General features: G+C 72.5%; 19 protein-coding genes. 11 read left to right on the forward strand and 8 right to left on the reverse strand.

Going from position 1 to position 18,582, the window contains the following annotated elements; translation table 11 throughout:
- Positions 1-66 precede the first annotated feature (66 nt).
- The 4 genes from AB8Z75_RS05900 to AB8Z75_RS05915 all read left to right on the forward strand — a co-directional run bounded on the left by AB8Z75_RS05900 (position 67) and on the right by AB8Z75_RS05915 (position 4,074).
- Positions 67-897, forward strand: a complete 831-nt coding sequence (locus AB8Z75_RS05900; protein ID WP_369200295.1) for a hypothetical protein — start codon at positions 67-69, stop codon at positions 895-897.
- 146 nt (positions 898-1,043) lie between these two features.
- Positions 1,044-1,667 carry a chorismate mutase gene (locus AB8Z75_RS05905; RefSeq protein ID WP_369200296.1) on the forward strand — a complete coding sequence of 208 codons (624 nt, stop codon included), beginning with the start codon at positions 1,044-1,046 and terminating at the stop codon, positions 1,665-1,667.
- A gap of 145 nt (positions 1,668-1,812) precedes the next feature.
- On the forward strand, positions 1,813-2,523 hold the full coding sequence (locus tag AB8Z75_RS05910; protein ID WP_369200297.1) for a FadR/GntR family transcriptional regulator: 711 nt from the start codon (positions 1,813-1,815) through the stop codon (positions 2,521-2,523).
- Between the two features lie 192 nt (positions 2,524-2,715).
- Entirely contained in the window at positions 2,716-4,074 is a 1,359-nt protein-coding gene (locus AB8Z75_RS05915; RefSeq protein WP_369200298.1) for a CynX/NimT family MFS transporter, read from the forward strand.
- Positions 4,075-4,190: 116 nt separating this feature from the next.
- On the opposite strand, the gene AB8Z75_RS05920 is transcribed toward AB8Z75_RS05915, so the two are convergent.
- Genes AB8Z75_RS05920 through AB8Z75_RS05935 form a run of 4 tightly spaced genes read right to left on the reverse strand, consistent with a single transcriptional unit; the run spans position 4,191 to position 7,806 of the window.
- Positions 4,191-4,913: an ABC transporter permease gene (locus AB8Z75_RS05920; protein WP_369200299.1), complete on the reverse strand. Its 723-nt coding sequence runs from the start codon at positions 4,911-4,913 to the stop codon at positions 4,191-4,193.
- Between the two features lie 22 nt (positions 4,914-4,935).
- The gene (locus AB8Z75_RS05925) at positions 4,936-5,886 is read right to left on the reverse strand and encodes an ABC transporter ATP-binding protein (RefSeq protein ID WP_369200300.1); all 951 of its coding nucleotides are present in this window, start codon (positions 5,884-5,886) and stop codon (positions 4,936-4,938) included.
- Positions 5,883-6,860 carry an ABC transporter permease subunit gene (locus AB8Z75_RS05930; protein ID WP_369200301.1) on the reverse strand — a complete coding sequence of 326 codons (978 nt, stop codon included), beginning with the start codon at positions 6,858-6,860 and terminating at the stop codon, positions 5,883-5,885. Before AB8Z75_RS05930 ends, AB8Z75_RS05925 begins: the two co-directional genes overlap by 4 nt.
- On the reverse strand, positions 6,850-7,806 hold the full coding sequence (locus tag AB8Z75_RS05935) for an ABC transporter ATP-binding protein (RefSeq protein ID WP_369200314.1): 957 nt from the start codon (positions 7,804-7,806) through the stop codon (positions 6,850-6,852). The genes AB8Z75_RS05930 and AB8Z75_RS05935 overlap by 11 nt, the downstream gene beginning before the upstream one ends.
- A gap of 294 nt (positions 7,807-8,100) precedes the next feature.
- On the opposite strand from AB8Z75_RS05935, the gene AB8Z75_RS05940 reads away from it, so the two are divergent.
- Genes AB8Z75_RS05940 through AB8Z75_RS05950 form a run of 3 tightly spaced genes read left to right on the forward strand, consistent with a single transcriptional unit; the run spans position 8,101 to position 12,108 of the window.
- Positions 8,101-8,958: a M24 family metallopeptidase gene (locus AB8Z75_RS05940; protein ID WP_369200315.1), complete on the forward strand. Its 858-nt coding sequence runs from the start codon at positions 8,101-8,103 to the stop codon at positions 8,956-8,958.
- Positions 8,955-10,787: an SDR family oxidoreductase gene (locus tag AB8Z75_RS05945; protein WP_369200302.1), complete on the forward strand. Its 1,833-nt coding sequence runs from the start codon at positions 8,955-8,957 to the stop codon at positions 10,785-10,787. Before AB8Z75_RS05940 ends, AB8Z75_RS05945 begins: the two co-directional genes overlap by 4 nt.
- Positions 10,788-10,824: 37 nt before the next feature.
- Complete coding sequence (locus AB8Z75_RS05950) at positions 10,825-12,108, forward strand: MerR family transcriptional regulator (RefSeq protein ID WP_369200303.1); 1,284 nt, start codon at positions 10,825-10,827, stop codon at positions 12,106-12,108.
- Between the two features lie 10 nt (positions 12,109-12,118).
- On the opposite strand, the gene AB8Z75_RS05955 is transcribed toward AB8Z75_RS05950, so the two are convergent.
- Entirely contained in the window at positions 12,119-12,880 is a 762-nt protein-coding gene (locus tag AB8Z75_RS05955; RefSeq protein ID WP_369200304.1) for an IclR family transcriptional regulator, read from the reverse strand.
- A 42-nt stretch (positions 12,881-12,922) separates the two neighbouring features.
- Complete coding sequence (locus AB8Z75_RS05960; RefSeq protein WP_369200305.1) at positions 12,923-14,314, reverse strand: MFS transporter; 1,392 nt, start codon at positions 14,312-14,314, stop codon at positions 12,923-12,925.
- Between the two features lie 139 nt (positions 14,315-14,453).
- On the opposite strand from AB8Z75_RS05960, the gene AB8Z75_RS05965 reads away from it, so the two are divergent.
- Positions 14,454-15,458 (forward strand): 2-hydroxyacid dehydrogenase, encoded by a 1,005-nt coding sequence (locus tag AB8Z75_RS05965; RefSeq protein ID WP_369200306.1) that lies wholly within the window; start codon positions 14,454-14,456, stop codon positions 15,456-15,458.
- A gap of 133 nt (positions 15,459-15,591) precedes the next feature.
- Positions 15,592-16,503, forward strand: coding sequence for an LLM class flavin-dependent oxidoreductase (locus AB8Z75_RS05970; protein ID WP_369200307.1), 912 nt, complete (start codon positions 15,592-15,594; stop codon positions 16,501-16,503).
- Positions 16,504-16,716: 213 nt separating this feature from the next.
- On the opposite strand, the gene AB8Z75_RS05975 is transcribed toward AB8Z75_RS05970, so the two are convergent.
- A complete protein-coding gene (locus tag AB8Z75_RS05975) occupies positions 16,717-17,166 on the reverse strand; it encodes a Fur family transcriptional regulator (RefSeq protein WP_369200308.1) in 450 nt (149 codons plus the stop codon).
- 139 nt (positions 17,167-17,305) lie between these two features.
- Here AB8Z75_RS05975 and AB8Z75_RS05980 point away from each other — a divergent pair, with 139 nt between their 5' ends.
- Positions 17,306-17,515: a DUF2180 family protein gene (locus AB8Z75_RS05980; RefSeq protein WP_369200309.1), complete on the forward strand. Its 210-nt coding sequence runs from the start codon at positions 17,306-17,308 to the stop codon at positions 17,513-17,515.
- A 93-nt stretch (positions 17,516-17,608) separates the two neighbouring features.
- Positions 17,609-18,187, forward strand: a complete 579-nt coding sequence (locus tag AB8Z75_RS05985; RefSeq protein WP_369200310.1) for a hypothetical protein — start codon at positions 17,609-17,611, stop codon at positions 18,185-18,187.
- A gap of 72 nt (positions 18,188-18,259) precedes the next feature.
- On the opposite strand, the gene AB8Z75_RS05990 is transcribed toward AB8Z75_RS05985, so the two are convergent.
- On the reverse strand, positions 18,260-18,582 hold a 323-nt coding region (locus AB8Z75_RS05990), incomplete at its 5' end, for an amidohydrolase family protein (RefSeq protein ID WP_369200311.1).

Below are 18,582 nucleotides of genomic sequence, written 5' to 3' on the forward strand. Positions count from 1 at the left end.
CTGCCGACCCTCAGGCGATCGGGGTCTTCCGGACATGTCCGCAACCAGGACCCGAGGGGGTCACCCATGTACACCGATTCAGTCCTACTGGAGTCGCGCAGCGCGCGCTCCGGGCTCGCACACAAGGTCGAAGTCCTCGACAAGGTGAAGGCCCTGGCGTTTTCCACAGGCCATGCACAGGCCACCACCCGGGATGTGGCCAACTACTTCGAAGTGCCACCGAAAACTGTGGAAAAACTCGCCGAACGGCACCGCGACGAGCTCATCCACAACGGGATGACCGTGCTCCGGGGCTCTGACCTGCCGAAATATGAGACCGACAAGTTGTCGGTCTCATCCGAGACAGGCTCGAGTTATCCACAGCGCCGTAGCGGGCTCACCGTCTTCGACCGCCGCGCCGTCCTCAACGTGGCGATGCTGCTGCGGGACAGCGTCATCGCGCAGCGGGTCCGCACCTACCTTCTCAACGCCGAGGAGAACGCCCGTACCGACGCCGTCCACCCCGGCGTCGAAGCGGTCCAGCGGGCGACGGAGGAACTGCGTCAGACGGTCCGCACACTGGCGGCGGGGTACGGCTCGCTCGACCGCAGGGTCACCCGCCTGGAGACCGCCGGGGCCGAACTGGGGACCGCCCTGCGGGAGCTCGGTCCGGTGATCGGACGGATGTCCGCACGGATCGAGCGGATGGACCACCGGCTGGTGGAGGCCGACCGGCGCACCGAGCGCACCGAGCAGGTGGTGTGTGCGATGAGTCAGCGCCTCGCCGACATGGGCGAGGAGATGCGCGAGATGCGCCGCGACCTGCGCTCGGTGATGCGGGCCGTCGATGCCAAGCCCGTACCGCCCCAGTTGCTGCTGCCCCGGCAGGCATCACCCCGGCCGCACGACGAGACGTGACACGCGAAGGAAGGTGACACCCGAAGGAACGTGACACGCACGGCGCCCCCGTACCGCGGACCGCAACCGCCGGGGGCGCCGTCCCGTTGGCACAGCGCCCCTCGGACACACGGGGCCACCGGCCCCATCGATCAAGGAGCTCGACAATGCGCACGCGTGAGCGCTGGACGGCTGTAGCGGTCGCCGCCACCCTGGCGGCGGCGACCCCGATGTGTGCTCAGGCGTCGTTCGGGGCGACGCCTGTACGCACGGTGGAGGCGACCCGGACGCCGCCTCCACCGTCGGCTCGGACTTCCGCGCTGACCGCCGTCGCGAGGGCCTCCGCCGACCGCCTGGCGCTGGCGGACCTGGTGGCCGCGGCGAAGTACGGGACGGGCGAGCCGATCAGTGATCCGGCGCGCGAACGGGCGGTACTGGACGATGTGGCCGAGCGGTCCGCGGCGCGCGGGCTCGACCGGCACCTGACCACCGCGGTCTTCCGCGATCAGATCGAGGCGAGCAAGGACGTCCAGCGGGGTCTGTTCGCCCGGTGGGCCCGGAATCCGTCCGAGCGCCCGACGCGGCGGCCGGATCTGGTCGAGGAGGTGCGTCCGCGGCTCGATCGGATCACCGTCCGGCTGCTGGACGGGCTCGCCTCCGTCGGACAGCCGCGGGCCCGGCTCTCGTGTGTGCCGCGCCTCATGGCCGGCGCGGTCCGCGAGGCCGGTGAGCACCGTTTCGACGGGCTGCACACCCGGGCCCTGTTCCGGGCACTGCCCTCGGTCTGCTGAAGCGTGAGAGGAATCTCTTCGGCCAGACGTTCGGCAGCCGTTCGACTGGTTGTAGGATGACTGGGCAACCGGGCGAATCGCGGAACGCTCGCGAAAGTCCGGTTGCCCAGACATCCGGAACGCGGAACCGACAGGGAGCCAGGGCATGGGGTTGCGTGCCGCCGGACGGCAGTCGCTCGTCGACACGGTCGTCGGTGAGCTGCGGGCGCAGCTCACCGCGGGTGAGTGGGCGGTGGGCGAGCGCATCCCGACGGAGCACGCGCTGGCCGAGCAGCTCCAGGTCGGCCGCAACACCGTGCGGGAGGCCGTGCGCGTCCTGGTGCACTCCGGGATGCTGCGCTCGCGGCAGGGCGAGGGCACGTTCGTCGTGGCCACGGCCGACCCGGGCGAGATCGTCCGCGGCGTGCAGCGCGCCGACGTGCGCGACGTGCTGGAGCTGCGCATCGCGCTGGAGGCCGAGGGCGCCAGGCTGGCGGCCCTGCGGCACCGGCCGTCCGACCTGGAGCGGATGCGGGCGGCGCTGGCCGCGCAGGCGGCGTTCCGGGACAGCAGGGGGCAACCGGCGGACGGCCAGTACGAGCTGTACGCGGAACACGACATCGAGTTCCACGTCGCCGTCGTCGACGCGGCGCACAACGCCGCGCTGAGCGCGACGTACGCCTGGTTCAGCACCTCGGTGCGGGACGCGCTGGTCGCCTCGCTGCACGACCGGCACATGCCCCGCATCCACGAGACGGACCATCACGATCTCGTGGACGCCATCGAGACCGGCGACCCCGAGGCCGCGGAGCGGGCCGCGAGGGAGCTGCTCGCCAAGCCGAAGCAGGCCGTCGACACACTCCTCGGCACGGAGTGAGTGACCGCTCACCCCTCGGCGCGAAGGCCACCCCCGACGGCGCCCGCTTCGCGCCACCCATCAACCGCGCCACCGTCCGCCAGACGCACCACCCGCCCGTGGGGCGCATCACCCGCCCGTGGGGCGCGCCACCGTCAGACGCGCCACCGTTCCGTCAGACCGCGCCACCGTTCGTCAGAAAGGCACCACCGCATGTCCCCGTCCCCCAGGGAAGGACTCACCACCCCCGCGGAAGGGCTCACCACCGAGGAGCTCCTTTCGGCCGAACTGATCGACGCCGAGGAGGACCTGGCGCCGGCGCCACCCGTGGCGGCGGCCCGCAGGAGGTTGCGGGCGCATCCGCTGCTGCTGTTCGTCGGTATCGTCCTCGCCTCGCTCAACATGCGCGCCGCGCTCGCGGGGGTTTCCCCCGTGCTGAGCGAGATCAGCGACGACTTCCACATGACCTCGACGGTCAGCAGCCTGGTCACCACCATTCCGCTGATCTTCATGGGTGTGGTCTCGCCGCTGGCGCCGAAGCTGGCGCGGCGCTGGGGCACGGAGGCGGTGCTCTTCGGTGCGCTCGTGCTGCTCGCGGGCGGCATAGTCCTGCGGATCGCGCCTCCGGTGGTCGCGCTGTTCGCGGGGTGCGCCGTGGTCGGTTCCGGGATCGCGCTGCTCAACGTGCTGATGCCGGGCCTGATCAAGAGGGACTTCCCCGAGAAGGCCGCCGGCATGACGGCGCTGTACTCGACGGCGATGATCCTGGGCGCGACCGTCTCGGCCGCCGCCGCCGTTCCGCTGGAGCACGCGCTGGGCGGCTGGCGGGGTTCGCTGGTCTCCTGGGCGCTGCTGGCGGCGATCGCGGCATGCGCGTGGCTTCCCCAGGCCGTCCTCGCACGGCGCGGTACCCACCACGGCGAGGCAGCGGCCGTGCCGGCGGGGTCGGCAAGTTCCACGGCGCCGAACCCGGTCGCCACGGCCGGCCCGAAGCTGACCCGCTCGCCGCTGGCCTGGCAGATCACCCTGTTCATGGGCTCCCAGTCGCTGATCGCCTACGTGACGATCGCCTGGCTGCCGACGATCTTCACCGACCACGGCATGAGCAAGGCGACCGCGGGGCTGGTCTTCGCGTTCAGCACGCTGGTGCAGATGGGCGGCTCTTTCGTGGTGCCGACGCTGGCCGGGCGGATGCGCAGCCAGCGTCTGCTGTGCGCCGTTGTGGCGCTGTTCATGGCCCTGGGCATCGCCGGTCTGCTGGTCGCGCCGGTGGGTGGCGCCTGGGTGTGGGCGACGCTGCTGGGGCTGGGCCAGGGCGGCGCGCTGGGTATCGCGCTGACGCTGATGGTGCTGCGCTCCGGCGACGCGCACACCGCCGCGCGGCTGTCGGGCATGGCACAGACGTGGGGCTATCTGCTGGCCGCCGCGGGTCCGCTCGTGCTCGGCGCGGTGCACCAGGTGACGGGCGGTTGGACGATCCCGATCGTGCTGCTGCTGTGCGTGTGCGGGGCGCTCGTGCTGCTCGGTCTCGGCGCGGGCCGTGACCGCAGGATCGGCACCCCGGCGAGCTGACCCCCTGCCCGGTCAGGCGGGTGGGAGCGGAAACCGCGCTCCCACCCGCCTTTTTCAACGCCCTGGAGCGCCGGGTACTCCCCCTCGGACGCTCTCTCGCTCAGCAGCCCGCTCGCTCACTCCTCCCCCGCCAGCGTCAGGGTGCGCAGCTTCTGTCCGGCGAAGAGGGTGCCGCCCACGGTGACCACGACGAGGAGCACCACCGCGGTCGGCAGCCCGACGGCGGAGCTGATGTCGGCTCCGCTGCCCGCGACCTTCTCGGCCAGCGCCAGCGCCCACTGCTGCACGCTGAGGGTCTTGGCGCCTCCCACGAGGGAGCCGATAAGCGCCTCCCAGATGAGCGCGTAGGCCAGTCCGATCACGACGGCGTGCCTGCTGACCGTTCCCAGCAGCAGGAACAGCGCGCTGTAGGCGATCGAGGCGACCACGGCGGCAAGCGCGTAGGCGACGGCGATCTGCTGGCTGTTGCCGTTGAGGACGAAGCCCGCGACCAGGACGGGGACGGCGGAGAACACCGCGGTCACGCCGGAGGCGACGAGGAACTTGGTGAGGATGACGGAGGGGCGCGGCACCGGCTTGGACAGCAGGTAGACGACCGAACCGTCGTCGATCTCGGGGCCGATGGCGCCGGTTCCGGCGATCACGCCGATCAGTGGCACCAGGGTGGCGAGTGCGAAACCGCCCAGCAGTTGGCTGGTGACCGCGTCGTCGGCGCCGTTCATGGCGCGTACGGCGGCGGCCACGATGAGCAGCAGGGCCGGCAGTACGCACAGGATGAGGGCGCGGCGGCGGCCCAGGAGCGCGCGGTAGGTGAGCCGCGCGACCGTCGGGTTGAACATCAGGTCAGCTCCTTTCCGCCGCTCAGGCCGCGACGAGGTACGAGAAGACGCTCTCCAGGGACTCGTCGGAGGGCGAGACGGTGTAGACCCGGATTCCGTGCTCCTGCGCGACGCGCGGGAGCAGGGTGGTGAAGCGCGTGAAATCGACGGCCTGGATGCGCAGCGCGTCCTCTGTCCTGTCCAGTTCGATGCCTGCCGTGGAGGCGTCCGCGATGAGCGCCGCGGCGAGCCGCCTGTCGTCGCTGGAGCGCACCAGGTAGCGGTGCGGGCGGTCGGTCATCAGGCGCCGGATCTTGCGGAAGTCGCCGCTGGCCGCGTGCCGTCCGGCGACGATGACCTCGATGTGGGAGGCGAGCTGTTCGACCTCCTCCAGGATGTGCGAGGAGAACAGCACGGTGCGTCCCTCGTCGCCCATCCGGCGCAGCAGTTCCATCAGCTGCATGCGCTGGCGCGGGTCCATGCCGTTGAAGGGTTCGTCCAGGAGCAGCACGGAGGGATGGTGCACCAGTGCGGAGGCCATTTTCACGCGCTGCCGCATGCCCTTGGAGTAGGTGGAGATACGGCGGTCTTGCGCGTACTCCATCTCGACGGTGGCCAGCGCCTCCGCGGCTGCCCCGCGGGGGTCGTCCAGTCCGTGGAGTTCGGCGTTGGCCAGGACGAACTCGTGCCCCGTCAAAAAGTCGTACATGCCCTCCCGTTCGGGCACCAGGCCGATGTGCCGGTAGGAGTCCTCGTTGCGCCAGATCGGTGCGGCCGGTGCGCGGCTGCCGTCCGGGCCCGGGGTGGGCTCCAGGGTGACGCTGCCGTTCGAGGGGGCGAGGAATCCGCCCATCATGTGGATGAGCGTGGATTTTCCCGCTCCGTTGGGGCCGAGCAGTCCTGTGACACCGGGGCCGATGTCCATGGTGATGTCGTTGACCGCGACGACGTTGCCGAACCAGCGGGAGACGCGGTCGATGTGGATCTCGGTCACAGTCCGGCCTTTCGGTAGCGGCGCTGCAGGAGGGCGTAGAAGCAGACCAGGAGCGCGGCGAGGACGACGAGGTAGACGGCGCCCTGCGCGCCGGTCAGGTCCTGCCCGCCGGGGAACTGGGAGGTGCCGCCGAGGAACCTGCTTTGGATACCGTCCAGCAGAGTGCCGGGCGAGGCGACACCGAGCCAGCCGACGGCCTGGCTGCTGTCGGAGGTCCAGGCGATCCCCTGGAGCGCGGTGATGAGGAAGAACGGCACCGTGACGGCGACGATGATCGCCGCGATGCCGAAGCCACGGCGCGGCGTCAGGGCCGCGATCCAGGCGGCGATCGCGGCGTGCAGCAGCGCGAACAGCGCGCAGAAGACGAGTCCCTGGGCGGCTGCCCCGGTCTGGTCGGCGAAGCCGAGTTTCGCCAGCAGCGCTCCGGCGTACATGATCAGCACGGGCACGGCGGTGAAGACGAAGAGCGCCGCGGACAGTGCCGCGAACTTGGCGGCCACGTAGTCGCCGCGTTCCATCGGACGTGAGAAGTACAGCGGTGTCGTCTTGAACCGCAGGTCCAGGGAGAACGCCTGGGGCGCGGCGGCGGCCAGGTAGATGCCGATGAGGGGCTGCATCATCAGCACGTACTCGGAGTAGCCGACCGGCAGGTCGTCGCTCTTGGCCACGACGCTGACGGCGACGACGATCGCGGCCGGCACGCTCACCGCGGCGAACAGCAGCATCGGCAGGACCTTCGACTTCGCCGAGCGTCCCAGCCCGTAGGCGCCGCGCAGCGTCTGGCTGAACAGCGCGCGCCGCGCGTAGGAACGGCCGAGGCGGGGGCCCTCGTAACCGCGGTAGCCGATGTTGTGGATGACGTCCTGGCCGCGTCCCGGCCTGCTCCCGCCGCCCGCGGGGGCGCGGTCCGCGCGGCCGGGGGATGCGGGGGCGTGGGCCTGTGCGGCGTGTGCGGGGGTGCGGTCAGGCGACATCGCCGGCGCTCCTTTCCGTGAAGACCTCGGAGATCTGGTGCCTGCGCTGTTCCATGCGGACCAGCCCGAGACCGAGGTGTGCCGCGGCGTCCCGCACGGTGTCGTAGACCGACTCGTCGGCGAGGTCGAGGGTGACCAGGTGGCCCGCGCCGGGCGCCAGAGCACCGGCAGGACCCGGCTCGTGCGGGGCGCAGCCCACCTTCCGCAGGGCCTCGCGCAGCGCGGCGGTGCCGTCAGGGTGCGCGTCGGTGTCGGTGACCTCGACGGCGAGGACGGCGGTGCGCTGGGTGAAGTCGGAGGTGGAGGAGGAGCGCAACAGCTTGCCGCCGTCGATGACGACGATGTGGTCGCTGGTGCGCTCCAACTCGCCCAGCAGGTGCGAGGTGACCAGCACGGAGATGCCGAAGTCGGTGTGGACGCGGCGGATGAGGCCGAGCATCTCGTCCCGGCCGACGGGGTCGAGGCCGTTGGTGGGCTCGTCCAGGAGGACGAGCCGGGGGTCGTGGACGAGTGCCTGCGCGAGCTTGACCCGCTGCTTCATGCCTGTCGAGTAACCGCCCATGGGACGGTAGCGCTCCTCGTACAGGCCGACGTGGCGCAGCGTGTCCGCGGTGCGCTCGCGGGCCGCCGTCGTGGGCAGCCCGGACATCCGCGCCATGTGGACGACGAACTCGGTCGCGGACACGTCCGGCGGCAGGCAGTCGTGCTCGGGCATGTAGCCGACTCGCTCCCGGATCGCGCCGCCCTGGGTGGCCACGTCCATGCCGAGGACGGAGGCCGTGCCCTCCGTGGCGGGGGCCAGCCCGAGCAGAATCTTGATCAGGGTGGACTTGCCGGCCCCGTTGGCGCCGACCAGGCCGGTGACGCCCGGCTCGACGCCGACGGTCAACCGGTCCAGTGCGGTCACCCTGGGGTACCGCTTGCTGAGGCTTTCGATCGCGATCACAGTCACCCTTCGACGGTACGAACGGCTCGTCGCGTCCGCGTCAGACGCGGTGTCGGTTTCCCGGCCTCCGCCCGTACCTCTCAGGTGCGTGGGGCCGTACGCCTCAGGTCGGAGAGGCCCGTAGGGGGCCACTGCACCAAGGTCGTGGTCCGGGCTCTCCGGGCTCCGGACGGGGCGCGGGGAAAGTTATCCACAGGCTGGGAGGCGTCCTTGACCACGCCACGGGCCGATGTCACATTCGTCGGTGTCAACGTGCTCTCGCCGGTAGGGCCCGGCACGGACGAAAGGGTGGCGATGCGCCCGGCAACGAGCGAATACGCCGCAGTTGACCTGCGGGGATACCGAAAAGTGCAGCAACTCGCCTACGCCTGCGCGGAGTCGGTGGCCGCCCGGCTGAGGCCGGGGGTGACCGAGCGGGAAGCCGCGCGGATGCAGCGGGAGTGGCTGCGCGAGCGCGGGGTGCGCGACTGGTTCCACCTTCCTTTCGCCTGGTTCGGGGACCGCACCGCGTTCGCCGGCTTCGCCGTCCCCCTCCGGTCCTTCCCGACGGACCGGAAGCTGGAGCCGGGCATGCCCTTCATCCTCGACCTCGCCCCGGTCCACGGTGGCCGCACCGCCGCTGCCGGCTACTCCGGCTGCCTGGGCCCCCACCCCGTGCACGCGCGGCTGACGGCGGACCTGCGCGCGCACCGCGAGCTGATCCTCGCCCGGGTGCGCGAGCGGCGCCCGCTGCGGGAGATCTCCGCGGACGTGGACCGGCTCATGCGCACGCAGGGCTACGCCGACCGGCACCGCGCCCACCCGTTCGGCGTGAGCGCGCACAAGGTGGGCCGCGCCCCGCACCGCCGCTGGACCCCCACGGTCCGCGGCTGCGGCACCGGCGCCCTCAAGGGGCTGGCCCGGGACGCCTTACGCGGACACCGGCACCGGGACGGCTGGCCTTCCCGGTGGAGTCCGCTCCCCTTCTCCGACCACCCGCCGCGGACGGGGCTGTGGGCGGTCGAGCCCCACCTGGGGTTCCGCGGCACAGGCGCGAAGTTCGAGGAGCTGTTGGTGGTGACCGATTCCCGGGACGCCCAAGAGAGCGCGTTCTGGCTGGACGAGGATCTGCCGCATGTGCGGCGCTGGCAGGAGGAGGCACAGGCGGTATGAACGGCGGGAAACGCAACCGGCGGGGCGGCGTGCGCACCCCTCGCTCCGAAGCGGCGCGGCAGAAGGGCGGCCTGCTGGAGGGGGCGCGGGAGCGCCGCGTGGCCACCGGAGGGATCGAACTGTGCGTCGCCGAGCTGGGGGACGCACAGCAGCCGACGGTGCTGCTGGTGCACGGCTACCCGGACAGCAAGGAGGTCTGGTCGCAGGTGGCCGGGCTCCTCGCGGACCGCTTCCACGTGGTGCTGTACGACGTGCGGGGCTGTGGCCGCTCGACGGCCCCCGTGCCGCTGCGCGGCGGCTTCACGCTGGAGAAGCTCACCGATGACTTCCTCGCGGTCGCGGACGCCGTCAGCCCGGACGCTCCGGTCCACCTGGTCGGGCACGACTGGGGCTCGGTGCAGGCCTGGGAGTTCGCCACGGTGCGTCGCACGGAGGGCAGGATCGCCTCCTTCACCTCGATCTCCGGCCCTTCGCTGGACCACTTCGGCCACTGGATCAAGCAGCGGATGGCCCGGCCCACCCCGCGCCGCGCCGCCCACCTGCTCGGCCAGAGCGCCAAGTCCTGGTACGTGTACGCGCTGCACACCCCGGTGCTGCCCGAGCTGGCATGGCGGGGCCCGCTGGGCAAGCGCTGGCCGCGCCTTCTGGAGCTGACCGAAAAAGTCCCCGGGGACGGCTATCCCACCGCCTCCCTCCCGCAGGACGCGGCGCACGGCGCCTGGCTGTACCGCGACAACGTGCGCGCCCGGATGCGCCGCCCGCGCACCGACGCCTACGCCCACGTCCCCGTGCAGCTCATCACCCCGACCGGTGACGCCTTCCTCAGCGAGCACCTCTACGACGACCTGGACCGGTGGGCGCCGCAGCTCACTCGCCGTACTCTGCCCGCCAAGCACTGGGTCCCGCGCACCCGGCCCGACCAACTCGCCGCCTGGATCAGCGGTTTCGTCACCCGGCACGAGTCTCCCGTGCCCCCGGCACAGCCCTCGCCCGCAGGACCGCACGCCGACCGGTTCGCAGGGCAGCTCGTCCTGGTCACCGGCGCGGGCAGCGGCATCGGAAGGGCGACGGCCTTCTCGTTCGCCGAGGCGGGCGCACGCGTCGTCGCCGTGGACCGCGACGCGGACGGCGCCGCCCGCACTGCGGAGCTGGCCCGCCTGGCGGGGGCAGCCGAGGCGTGGGCGGAGGAAGTCGACGTCGCGGACGAGGAGGCGATGGAGAAGCTGGCCGAAAAGGTCGCCACCGAGTACGGCACCGTGGACGTGCTGGTCAACAACGCGGGCATCGGTGTGGCCGGCTCCTTCCTCGACACCACCACGCAGGAGTGGAAGCGGACGCTGGATGTGAACCTGTGGGGCGTCCTGCACGGCTGCCGGCTCTTCGGCCGGCAGATGGCGGAGCGAGGCCAGGGCGGCCACATCGTCAACCTCGCCTCCGCCGCCGCCTACCAGCCCTCCCGCGCCCTGCCCGCGTACTGCACCTCCAAGGCGGCCGTGCTGATGCTCAGCGAGTGCCTGCGCGCCGAGCTGGCCGGGCAGGACATCGGTGTGACGGCCGTCTGCCCCGGCTTCGTCAACACCAACATCGCCCGCACAGCGCGATTCGCGGGGAAGGACGAGAAAGAGCTGCGGCGCTTCCGTCACCGCGCCTCGCGGCTGTACGGGTTGCGGAACTACCCGCCGGAAAAGGTCGCCGAGGCCATCCTGCGCGCCGTCGTCGCCGACCGGGCAGTGGTGCCGGTGACGCCCGAGGCCCGGGGGATACGGCTGCTCTCCCGCCTCGCACCGCGCGCCCTGCGCGGCATAGCCCGCATCCAGCCTCCGGCATGACCTGACCGGTTCCCGCAGCGACGAAGGAGTGAGCGCCATGGCTCCGTCCCCCCACCCGCCGGCACCCGAGCTGCCGGCACCAGACCCGTCGGCCCCCGAGCAGCCGCCGACTGTCGGCCCCGCCACCCCGGTGGAGTACCGCATCGAGGATCTGGCACACCGCAGTGGTGCCACGGTCCGCACGATCCGGGCCTACCAGGACAAGGGCCTGCTCCCCAAGCCGGAGCGGCGCGGCCGGGCCAACGTGTACGACGACTCGCACCTGGCTCGGCTGCACCAGATCGCCGACCTGCTGGAGCGCGGCTACACCCTGGCCTCGATAAAAGAACTGCTCCAGGCCTGGGACGAAGGCCGGGGGCTCGGCGGGGTGCTGGGCCTGGTGGCCGAGGTGGACGGGCCGTGGACGAGCGAGGAGCCGGGCCGCATCTCCCGCGCGGAGCTGGCGGAGTTGTTCGGCGCCGAGCGGGAGAAGCCGACGGCCCCCGAAGTTGCCGCCCCCGAGGCGGCGGTCGCCGAAGCCGTCGTCCCCGAAGCGGCGGTCCCCGGCGCGGCGGTCCCCGACGCATCCGCCCCCGACGCGGCCATCACCGAAGCATCCGCCCCCAAGGCGGCGGTCGCCGAGGCGGCGGTCGCCGAAGCCGTCGTCCCCGAGGCGGCGGTCGCCGAGGCGGTGGCGCTCGGCGTGCTGGAGCCGCTGCCCGGCGGGGAGGAGGGATTCCGGGTCCCGAGCCCACGGGAGCTGGCGGTGGCCGCCGAGCTGCACAAGGCGGGCGTCCCCCTGCCTGCGATCACCGGGCAGCTGCGGGAGCTGCGCGGCCAGGTCGAGCACATAGCCGCCCGCTTCCTGGACTTCACCGAGGAGCACGTCTTCGTCCGCTACGCCGGTGCCCGCCTCTGTGAGACGGACGCCTCGGAGGCCGCCGCTCTGGTGCGCCGGCTGCGGCCACTGGCGCAGCAGACCGTGGAGGCGGAGCTGGCACGGGCCATGCAGAAGCTGGCCTCCCGCAACCTACGCGCCCACCTGCGCTCGGCCGCCGTCGCGGCAGCCGCTGAGGGTGAGGCAGGGGCCGGCAGCGTCTCGGTGGCGGAACCAAGGGTCTCCTCCCCGCAGGACACCGCACCGCAGGACTCGGACGTCTCTCCACAGGACGCCTCGCTGTGCGGGGCCTCAGGGGGTGAGGCGGTGCGGCTGCCCGCGGAGACGGTGGAGACGGTGCGGGAGCTGGTCGGCGAAGCCCGGGTTCCGGAGTTCATCGCGGCGGCGGCGGAACGGGAGGTGAGAGCCCGGCGGATGGACGCCATGGCGGCCGAGGCGCCGTGAGGCGCGGGCCTCAGGAGTGCATGCGGGCGCCCACGTCCTCCACGCAGTCGCGCAGGGCGGGCAGGTACGAGCGCAACTCCTCGGTGCTGGTGAGCACCACGGTCGCCCCCAGCGAGACGGCGAGCGAGGGGGTTCCCGAGGCCCGGGGGACGGTGACGGCGACGGAGCGGACGCCGATCTCGTTCTCCTCGTCCACCTCGGCCCAGCCCCGGGCCCGCACCTGGTGGAGTTCCTCCCGCAGGAGCCCGGGGTCGTTACGGGTTCGGGGGGTGACGGTCGCGAGGGGGGAGGTGAGCAGCTCCTCGCGGCGCGCCTCGGGCAGGGCCGCCACCAGCGCCTTGCCGAGGGAGGTGGCGTGCCACGGGTTGCGGGTGCCCTCGGCGCTGCGCAGTTGGAGGTGCTGGGTGCCCTGTGCGGTCAGAACGAGCAGGACGTCGGCGCCCTGGAGGACCCCGGCGATGGCGGGCAGGCCGGTGCGCGAGGCGAGCCGTTGGAGAGGCGCGGCAGCGACGGAGTAGCCGGCGGGCGAGCGCTGGAACCCGCGGGACAGTTCCAGGACGCGGGGGCCGAGGGCGTAGCGGCGGGCGTCCTCGTCGTAGGAGACGAAGCGTTCGGCCGCCAGTCGGCCCAGCAGGCGGTGGGCGCTGCTGACCGGGAGCCCTGCGGCGCGTGCGGCGGCGCTGACGCCGAGCCCCGCGGGGTGGTCGGCGAGGACGGTCAGCAGCCGCAGCCCGCGGCTGAGCATGTCGTCCGACGGCGCGCTTCCGCTCATGACCCAGACCTCCCGGCGCTCACGATCCCGGCCTCTCGGCGCTCACGAGGCGGTCCCTCCCGTGGGCACGGTGCCCTCTTCCCCGGGGGCGCCGTCGGCGGGGGCGCCCTCTTGTGCGGTGCGGTGTCCGCTCACCGTACCGGTGGCGTGGCCCGCGCCGGGTGTCGGCCGGGGATCGCGTACCAGCGCCATGAGCGCGGCGGACAGCAGGGCGCAGACCGCCATCAGGGCGAAGGCTCCGGCGTCGCCGAGCGGGGTGCCGCGGACCCAGCCGACGAGGTAGGTGCCCGCGAAGGAGCCCAGCGCGCCGAGGGAGTTGACGAAGGCGACGGCCGCTCCGGAGATCCCGGGCGGGGCGAGGGCGGAGACCAGCGCGAAGTAGGGGCCGTAGGGCGCGTACATGCACAGTCCGGCCACGACCAGCAGGGCGAAGGAGACGGGGAAGGAGGAGTGTGCGGCGTACGAGGCGAAGAGGGCGAGTCCGCCGGCGGCCAGCCAGGGCCATACGGCTGCGGTGCGCCGCCCGCTGCGGTCGGAGAGCCGGGAGTTGAGCAGCATCGCCGCGGCGGCGAAGGCGTAGGGCACGGCGGTCAGCAATCCGGTGGCGCCGATGCCCTCGCCGGAGCCCTTCTTGACGATGGCGGGCAGCCAGAAGACGAACCCGTACATGCCGAACGACCAGGTGAAGTACTGCAGCGCCATGATCTGGACGGGCCGGGAGCGCAGGACGCGTCCGTAGTCGGTGCGCAGCGAGCCGCTGGGGGGTGAGGCGGCGAGCGCCGCGGTCCGTTCGGCGGCCAGGTCGTCGCGCAGGGCCCGGCCCTCGTCGGCGCCGAGCCAGCGGGCGTCCTGGGGCCGGTCCTTGATCAGCCAGAGGCAGCACAGTCCCCACAGGATGGAGGGCACGCCTTCGGCGACGAACATGACGCGCCAGTCGGAGACGGCGATCAGCCAGCCGGAGAGGGCGGAGAGCCACATCATGGTGATCGGATTGCCGAGGATGAGCAGGGTGTTGGCGCGTCCGCGCTCGCGCTGGGTGAACCACCGGCCGAGCAGCATCACCATCGACGGCAGTACGGCGCCCTCGACGACGCCGAGGGCGAACCGGACGGCGATGAGCTGGCCCGGGCTGCTGAGCAGGCCCTGGACGACGGCGAGTGCTCCCCACGCCACGGTGGACCAGGCGACGAGGCGGCGGGCGCTGCGCTGCTCGGCGTAGATGGTGCCCGGGATCTGGAAGAAGAAGTAGCCGAGGAAGAAGGAGGCGGCGATCAGGGAGTCGGCGGCGGCGGAGAGGTGGAGTTCCTCGGCCATGCCGCCCGCGGAGGCGATCGAGTAGTTCGACTTGTCCAGATAGGCGAGCGAGTAGGTGAGGAACGCGACGGGGATGAGGTGCCGGGCCCGCGTCGAGCTCCAGAAGCCGGATGACGTCACTGTCGCCCAACCCCTTCTTTTCCGTGAGGTGGAAAGTGTTTCACTAGGCGGGAAGACGTTACGAGTGCACGTGGTCCCGGTCAATGGGTCGTGACCGGCCCGACACGCGCCACACCAGTCCCCTTGCGAAGGGAGCACCATGAGCCCGACCGACGTACCGGCCGATGTCCTCGTCCCCTACAGCGGTCTCGCCGAGCGGCACGGTCCGTGGCCTGCGGGCGTGACCGTCCACGTGTGGGACGGGGAGACCCCCGGCTCCGTCCCGCCGCAGGAGGTGCTCGACGCGGTCGGCTTCTGGGTGATGCCCTACGCCGTACCGGACGCGCACCGTCTACTGGCGCGGCTGCCTCACCTGCGTGCCGTGCAGTCGCTCAGCGCGGGCGTGGAGAAGCTCCAGCCGCTGCTGCCCGCGAACGTCGCCCTCCACAACGGCCGCGGCCTGCACGACGCGTCGACGGCGGAGCACGCGCTGGGCCTGATCCTCGCCGCCCAGCGCGAGGTGCCCCGCTGGGCGGCCGACCAGCGGGCCGGGCGCTGGGAGCCGCACTTCACCCGGTCGCTGGCGGACAGCCGCGTCGCGATCGTCGGTTACGGCTCCATCGGCAGAGCGCTGGAGGCCAGGCTGCTGGCCTGCGAGGCGGAGGTCGTCAGGGTGGCTCGCCGGGCCCGGCCGCAGGAGCGGGTCCACGCGGTGGACGAGCTGAGGGACCTGCTGCCGCACGTGGACGTCCTCGTCCTGGTCCTCCCCGAGACGCCGGCGACGCGGGGCCTGGTCTCCACCGAGGAGCTGGCGGCTCTCCCGGACGGCGCCCTCGTGGTGAACGTGGGACGCGGCCGGACGCTGGAGACGGACGCGCTCTGGGCCGAGACGCGCACGGGGCGGCTGCGGGCAGCGCTGGATGTCACCGACCCGGAACCGCTGCCCGCCGAGCACCCGTTGCGGCAGGCGCCTGGGGTGCTGGTCACGCCGCACGTCGCGGGTGGTTCGGCGAGTTTCCGGCCGCGTGCGGAGCGACTGATCGTGGAGCAGGTACGGCGCTGGGGAGCGGGCGGTGAGCTGCTCAACCCGGTGGCACCGCCGAGGGCGGAGACGACGACGGGGCCCGCTTCCGTTTCCGTGGCCGCCGTACGCCCTGAGGCGTGAGCCCGCGGCTGAGCACCGTGATCCTGCCCGTCCGCCGCCGGCACGAGGGCGGCCACCGACCACGCCTCCGCGGGGCCCGATTGCGGGAACGACGGCAGCGGCCCGAGAACTGCTTCGCCATAGGCTCGTTGCCATGCGTACTTCTCTGAGGCTGTCCACCTGCATCCTGCCCACCCGCCGGTGGGCCGACGGCGGGCGCGCGCTGTGGGAACGGGCCGAGCAGCTCGGCTTCCACACCGGCTACACCTACGACCACCTCTCTTGGCGCGTGCCCTTCCGGGACGGCCCCTGGTTCGGCGCCGTCCCGACGCTGACTGCTGCCGCTGGGGCCACCGCGCGTATGCGGTTGGGCACCCTCGTGACCTCGCCCAACTTCCGTCACCCTGTCACCCTCGCCAAGGAGTTGCTCTCCCTCGACGACATCTCCTCGGGCCGCGTCACCCTGGGCATCGGCGCCGGCGGCAACGGGTTCGACGCCACCGTGCTGGGGCGGGAGGCGTGGACGCCGCGGGAGCGGGCGGACCGTTTCGCCGAGTTCGTGCCGCTCCTCGACCGGCTGCTCACCGAGGACACGGTGACGCACGAGGGCACCTACTACTCCGCCCATGCGGCCCGCGGCATCCCCGGTTGCGTCCAGCGGCCCCGGCTGCCGTTCGCGGTGGCCGCCACAGGGCCGCGCGGGCTGCGGCTCGCGGCGCGTCACGGGCAGGCGTGGGTCACGACGGGCGACCCGAGGCTGTCCGCGACGGGGACGCCGGAGCAGTCGCGCCAAGCGCTCCGCGGGCAGATCGCCGAGCTCGGCCGGGCGTGTGCGGAGGTCGGCCGGGACGTGGCGGAGTTGGACAAGGTGCTGCTCACCGGGTTCACGCCGGAGGGGGCAGGTCTGCTGGATTCCGTCGACGCGTTCGTGGACTTCGCGGGCGCCCACGCTGAGCTGGGCTTCACCGAGTTGGTCGTACATGCCCCGATCCCGGACTCGGTGTTCGCCGCCGACCAGGCGGTGTTCGAGAAGGTCGCGACGGAGGCCGCCGCCCAACTGGCGTGATCGGCCCCGGACGCCGAACGCCGAACGCCGGAACCGGAGCCCCCGGGTCCGGAACCCCCGAGGGCTCCGGAAGGCCAGAAAGCCGGGGGCGAAAGCCAGGGAGCGAGGGAGCGAGGAGCGGGAAGCAGGGAGCGGGAAGCAGGGAGCGGGAAGCGGGAGGCGCGGCGCGGGTGCGGCGCGGGTGCGGCGCGGGTGCGGCGCGGGTGCGGCGCTTCAGTGGCGGGGCGCGGGCTGTTCGGTGGCGGGGCGGCAGTCTGCGCACAGACCCCACCAGGTGATCTCCGCTTCGTCGATGCTGAACCCCGCCTCGTCGCCCGGTTCGAGGCAGGGGGCCCGGCCGACGCTGCAGTCGACGTCCTTGATGCGGCCGCAGTTCCGGCAGACGAGGTGGTGGTGGTTGTCGCCGACGCGCAGTTCGTACCGGGCGGGTGAGCCCGCAGGTTCGATGCAGCGGATCAGCTCGGCCCGCGACAGGTCGTCCAGCACGTTGTAGAGCCCCTGGCGGGACAGGTTGGGGGGTTCTCCGTCCGCCGACTGGATCCGGTTCTCCAGTTCGGCGGCGGTGGAGTGCGCGTGCCCGTGCAGGGCGGTCAGGACGGCGCGGCGCTGTGCGGTGCTGCGCAGCCCCCTGGCCTTGAGCAGCTCGCTCACCGGCTGATCCATGGCAGTCACGCCCCTTCTTGACTACATCCAGTCTAGCCACGCCGGTACCCCTTCCAGCAGGGGCGACGCAGGGGTCCAGGCCCACCCACCCTTCCCAGTAGAATTGACTGAGTCAAAACTATTCAGCTACTCTCGACCCATGAAGTGCTACGACTGCGACGTGACCGGCAACGAGGGCACGGTGGCCATCGGTGTCTGCCGCCGCTGCGGTCTCGTGGTGTGCCCCGACCACGGACGCGTCACCCAGGTTCTCGTCCACCGGACCAGCGGCGTGGGCAAGGCGTCCAGCGACCGGCCCGCCCGCCGCGTGCTGTGCAGCCCCTGCCACAGCGCCGAACGCCCCCACTGACCGCGTCGCCTCCCCACGCGACGGCGAGCGCCGCCGCCCGGGCGGCGAGTGTCGCCCGCACGCGCGGAGCGGTCGGCGGGCATGCTCGGTGGTATGGACCACACGCCGCCTCCGCCACCCGACCCTCACCAGCCGCAACGCCACCAGTCGCAGCGCCATCAGCCGTCGCAGCGCCATCAGCCGCAGCGCCCGCAGCCCCCGATTCCCAGCACGGAGGCGGCGGTGGGGGTGCTGTCCGCGCTCGCGGAGCGCCGGGGCCTGCCGGTGGCGGTCGAGCACGCGATCGGTGCGGACGAGTCGTCGCGGCGCACGGCGGCGGGGGCGTTCGCCGTCACCGACGAGGACGGTTCCCTGCCCCACGAGGCGCTGTTGGAGATCCCCGCGACCGACGGGCCGGACGGCGCGCCCTTCACGCCGAGGATCGCCGTCCAGCTCTTCGAGGAAGGAGACGCGCACATCACGCTCGACGGCGTCACCTTCCACGATCTGCCCCGCGAGGCCACCCCTGCCTTCTTGGAGGCGGTCTTCGACAGGCGCGCCCATCTGCGGACGACGTGGTATCCGCCGTTCTGCCGGCTCGTGGTGACGCTGGACGGCGAGCTCTCCTACAAGGAAGTCGTCCCCATGGCCTACGGCGGGCTCTCCCGGTGGATGAGCAGCCTCCGTTCCTGAGCAGCCTCCGTCCCCGAGCCGCCTCTTCGTACGGCTCGGGCCGCCGCCCCGCCTCGTGGGCCGGGCGGCCGGTCAGCGGTCCAGACCGAAGAGCCGGGCCGCGTTGTCGTGGCAGACCGCCCGGAGCCAGGCGGGACCCAGCCCGGTCCGCTCCTCCAGCGCTTCGAGGGCGTGGGCGTACGCGTACGGGATGTTGGGGAAGTCGGTGCCCAGCAGGACACGGTCGCCGAGGTCGGCGAGCCGGGGCAGTTCCGCGCGGGGGAACGGGGCGGCGGCCTCCGAGAAGCCGGTGAAGACCATCGTCGTGTCCAGCAGGACGCCCGGGTAGCGCTCCGCCAGGGTGAGGAAGTCGGCGTACTCGGGCATGCCCAGGTGGGCGACGACCAGGCGGAGGC

Origin of the sequence: Streptomyces sp. PU-14G, from assembly GCF_041028275.1 — a bacterium.
Taxonomy (GTDB): domain Bacteria; phylum Actinomycetota; class Actinomycetes; order Streptomycetales; family Streptomycetaceae; genus Streptomyces.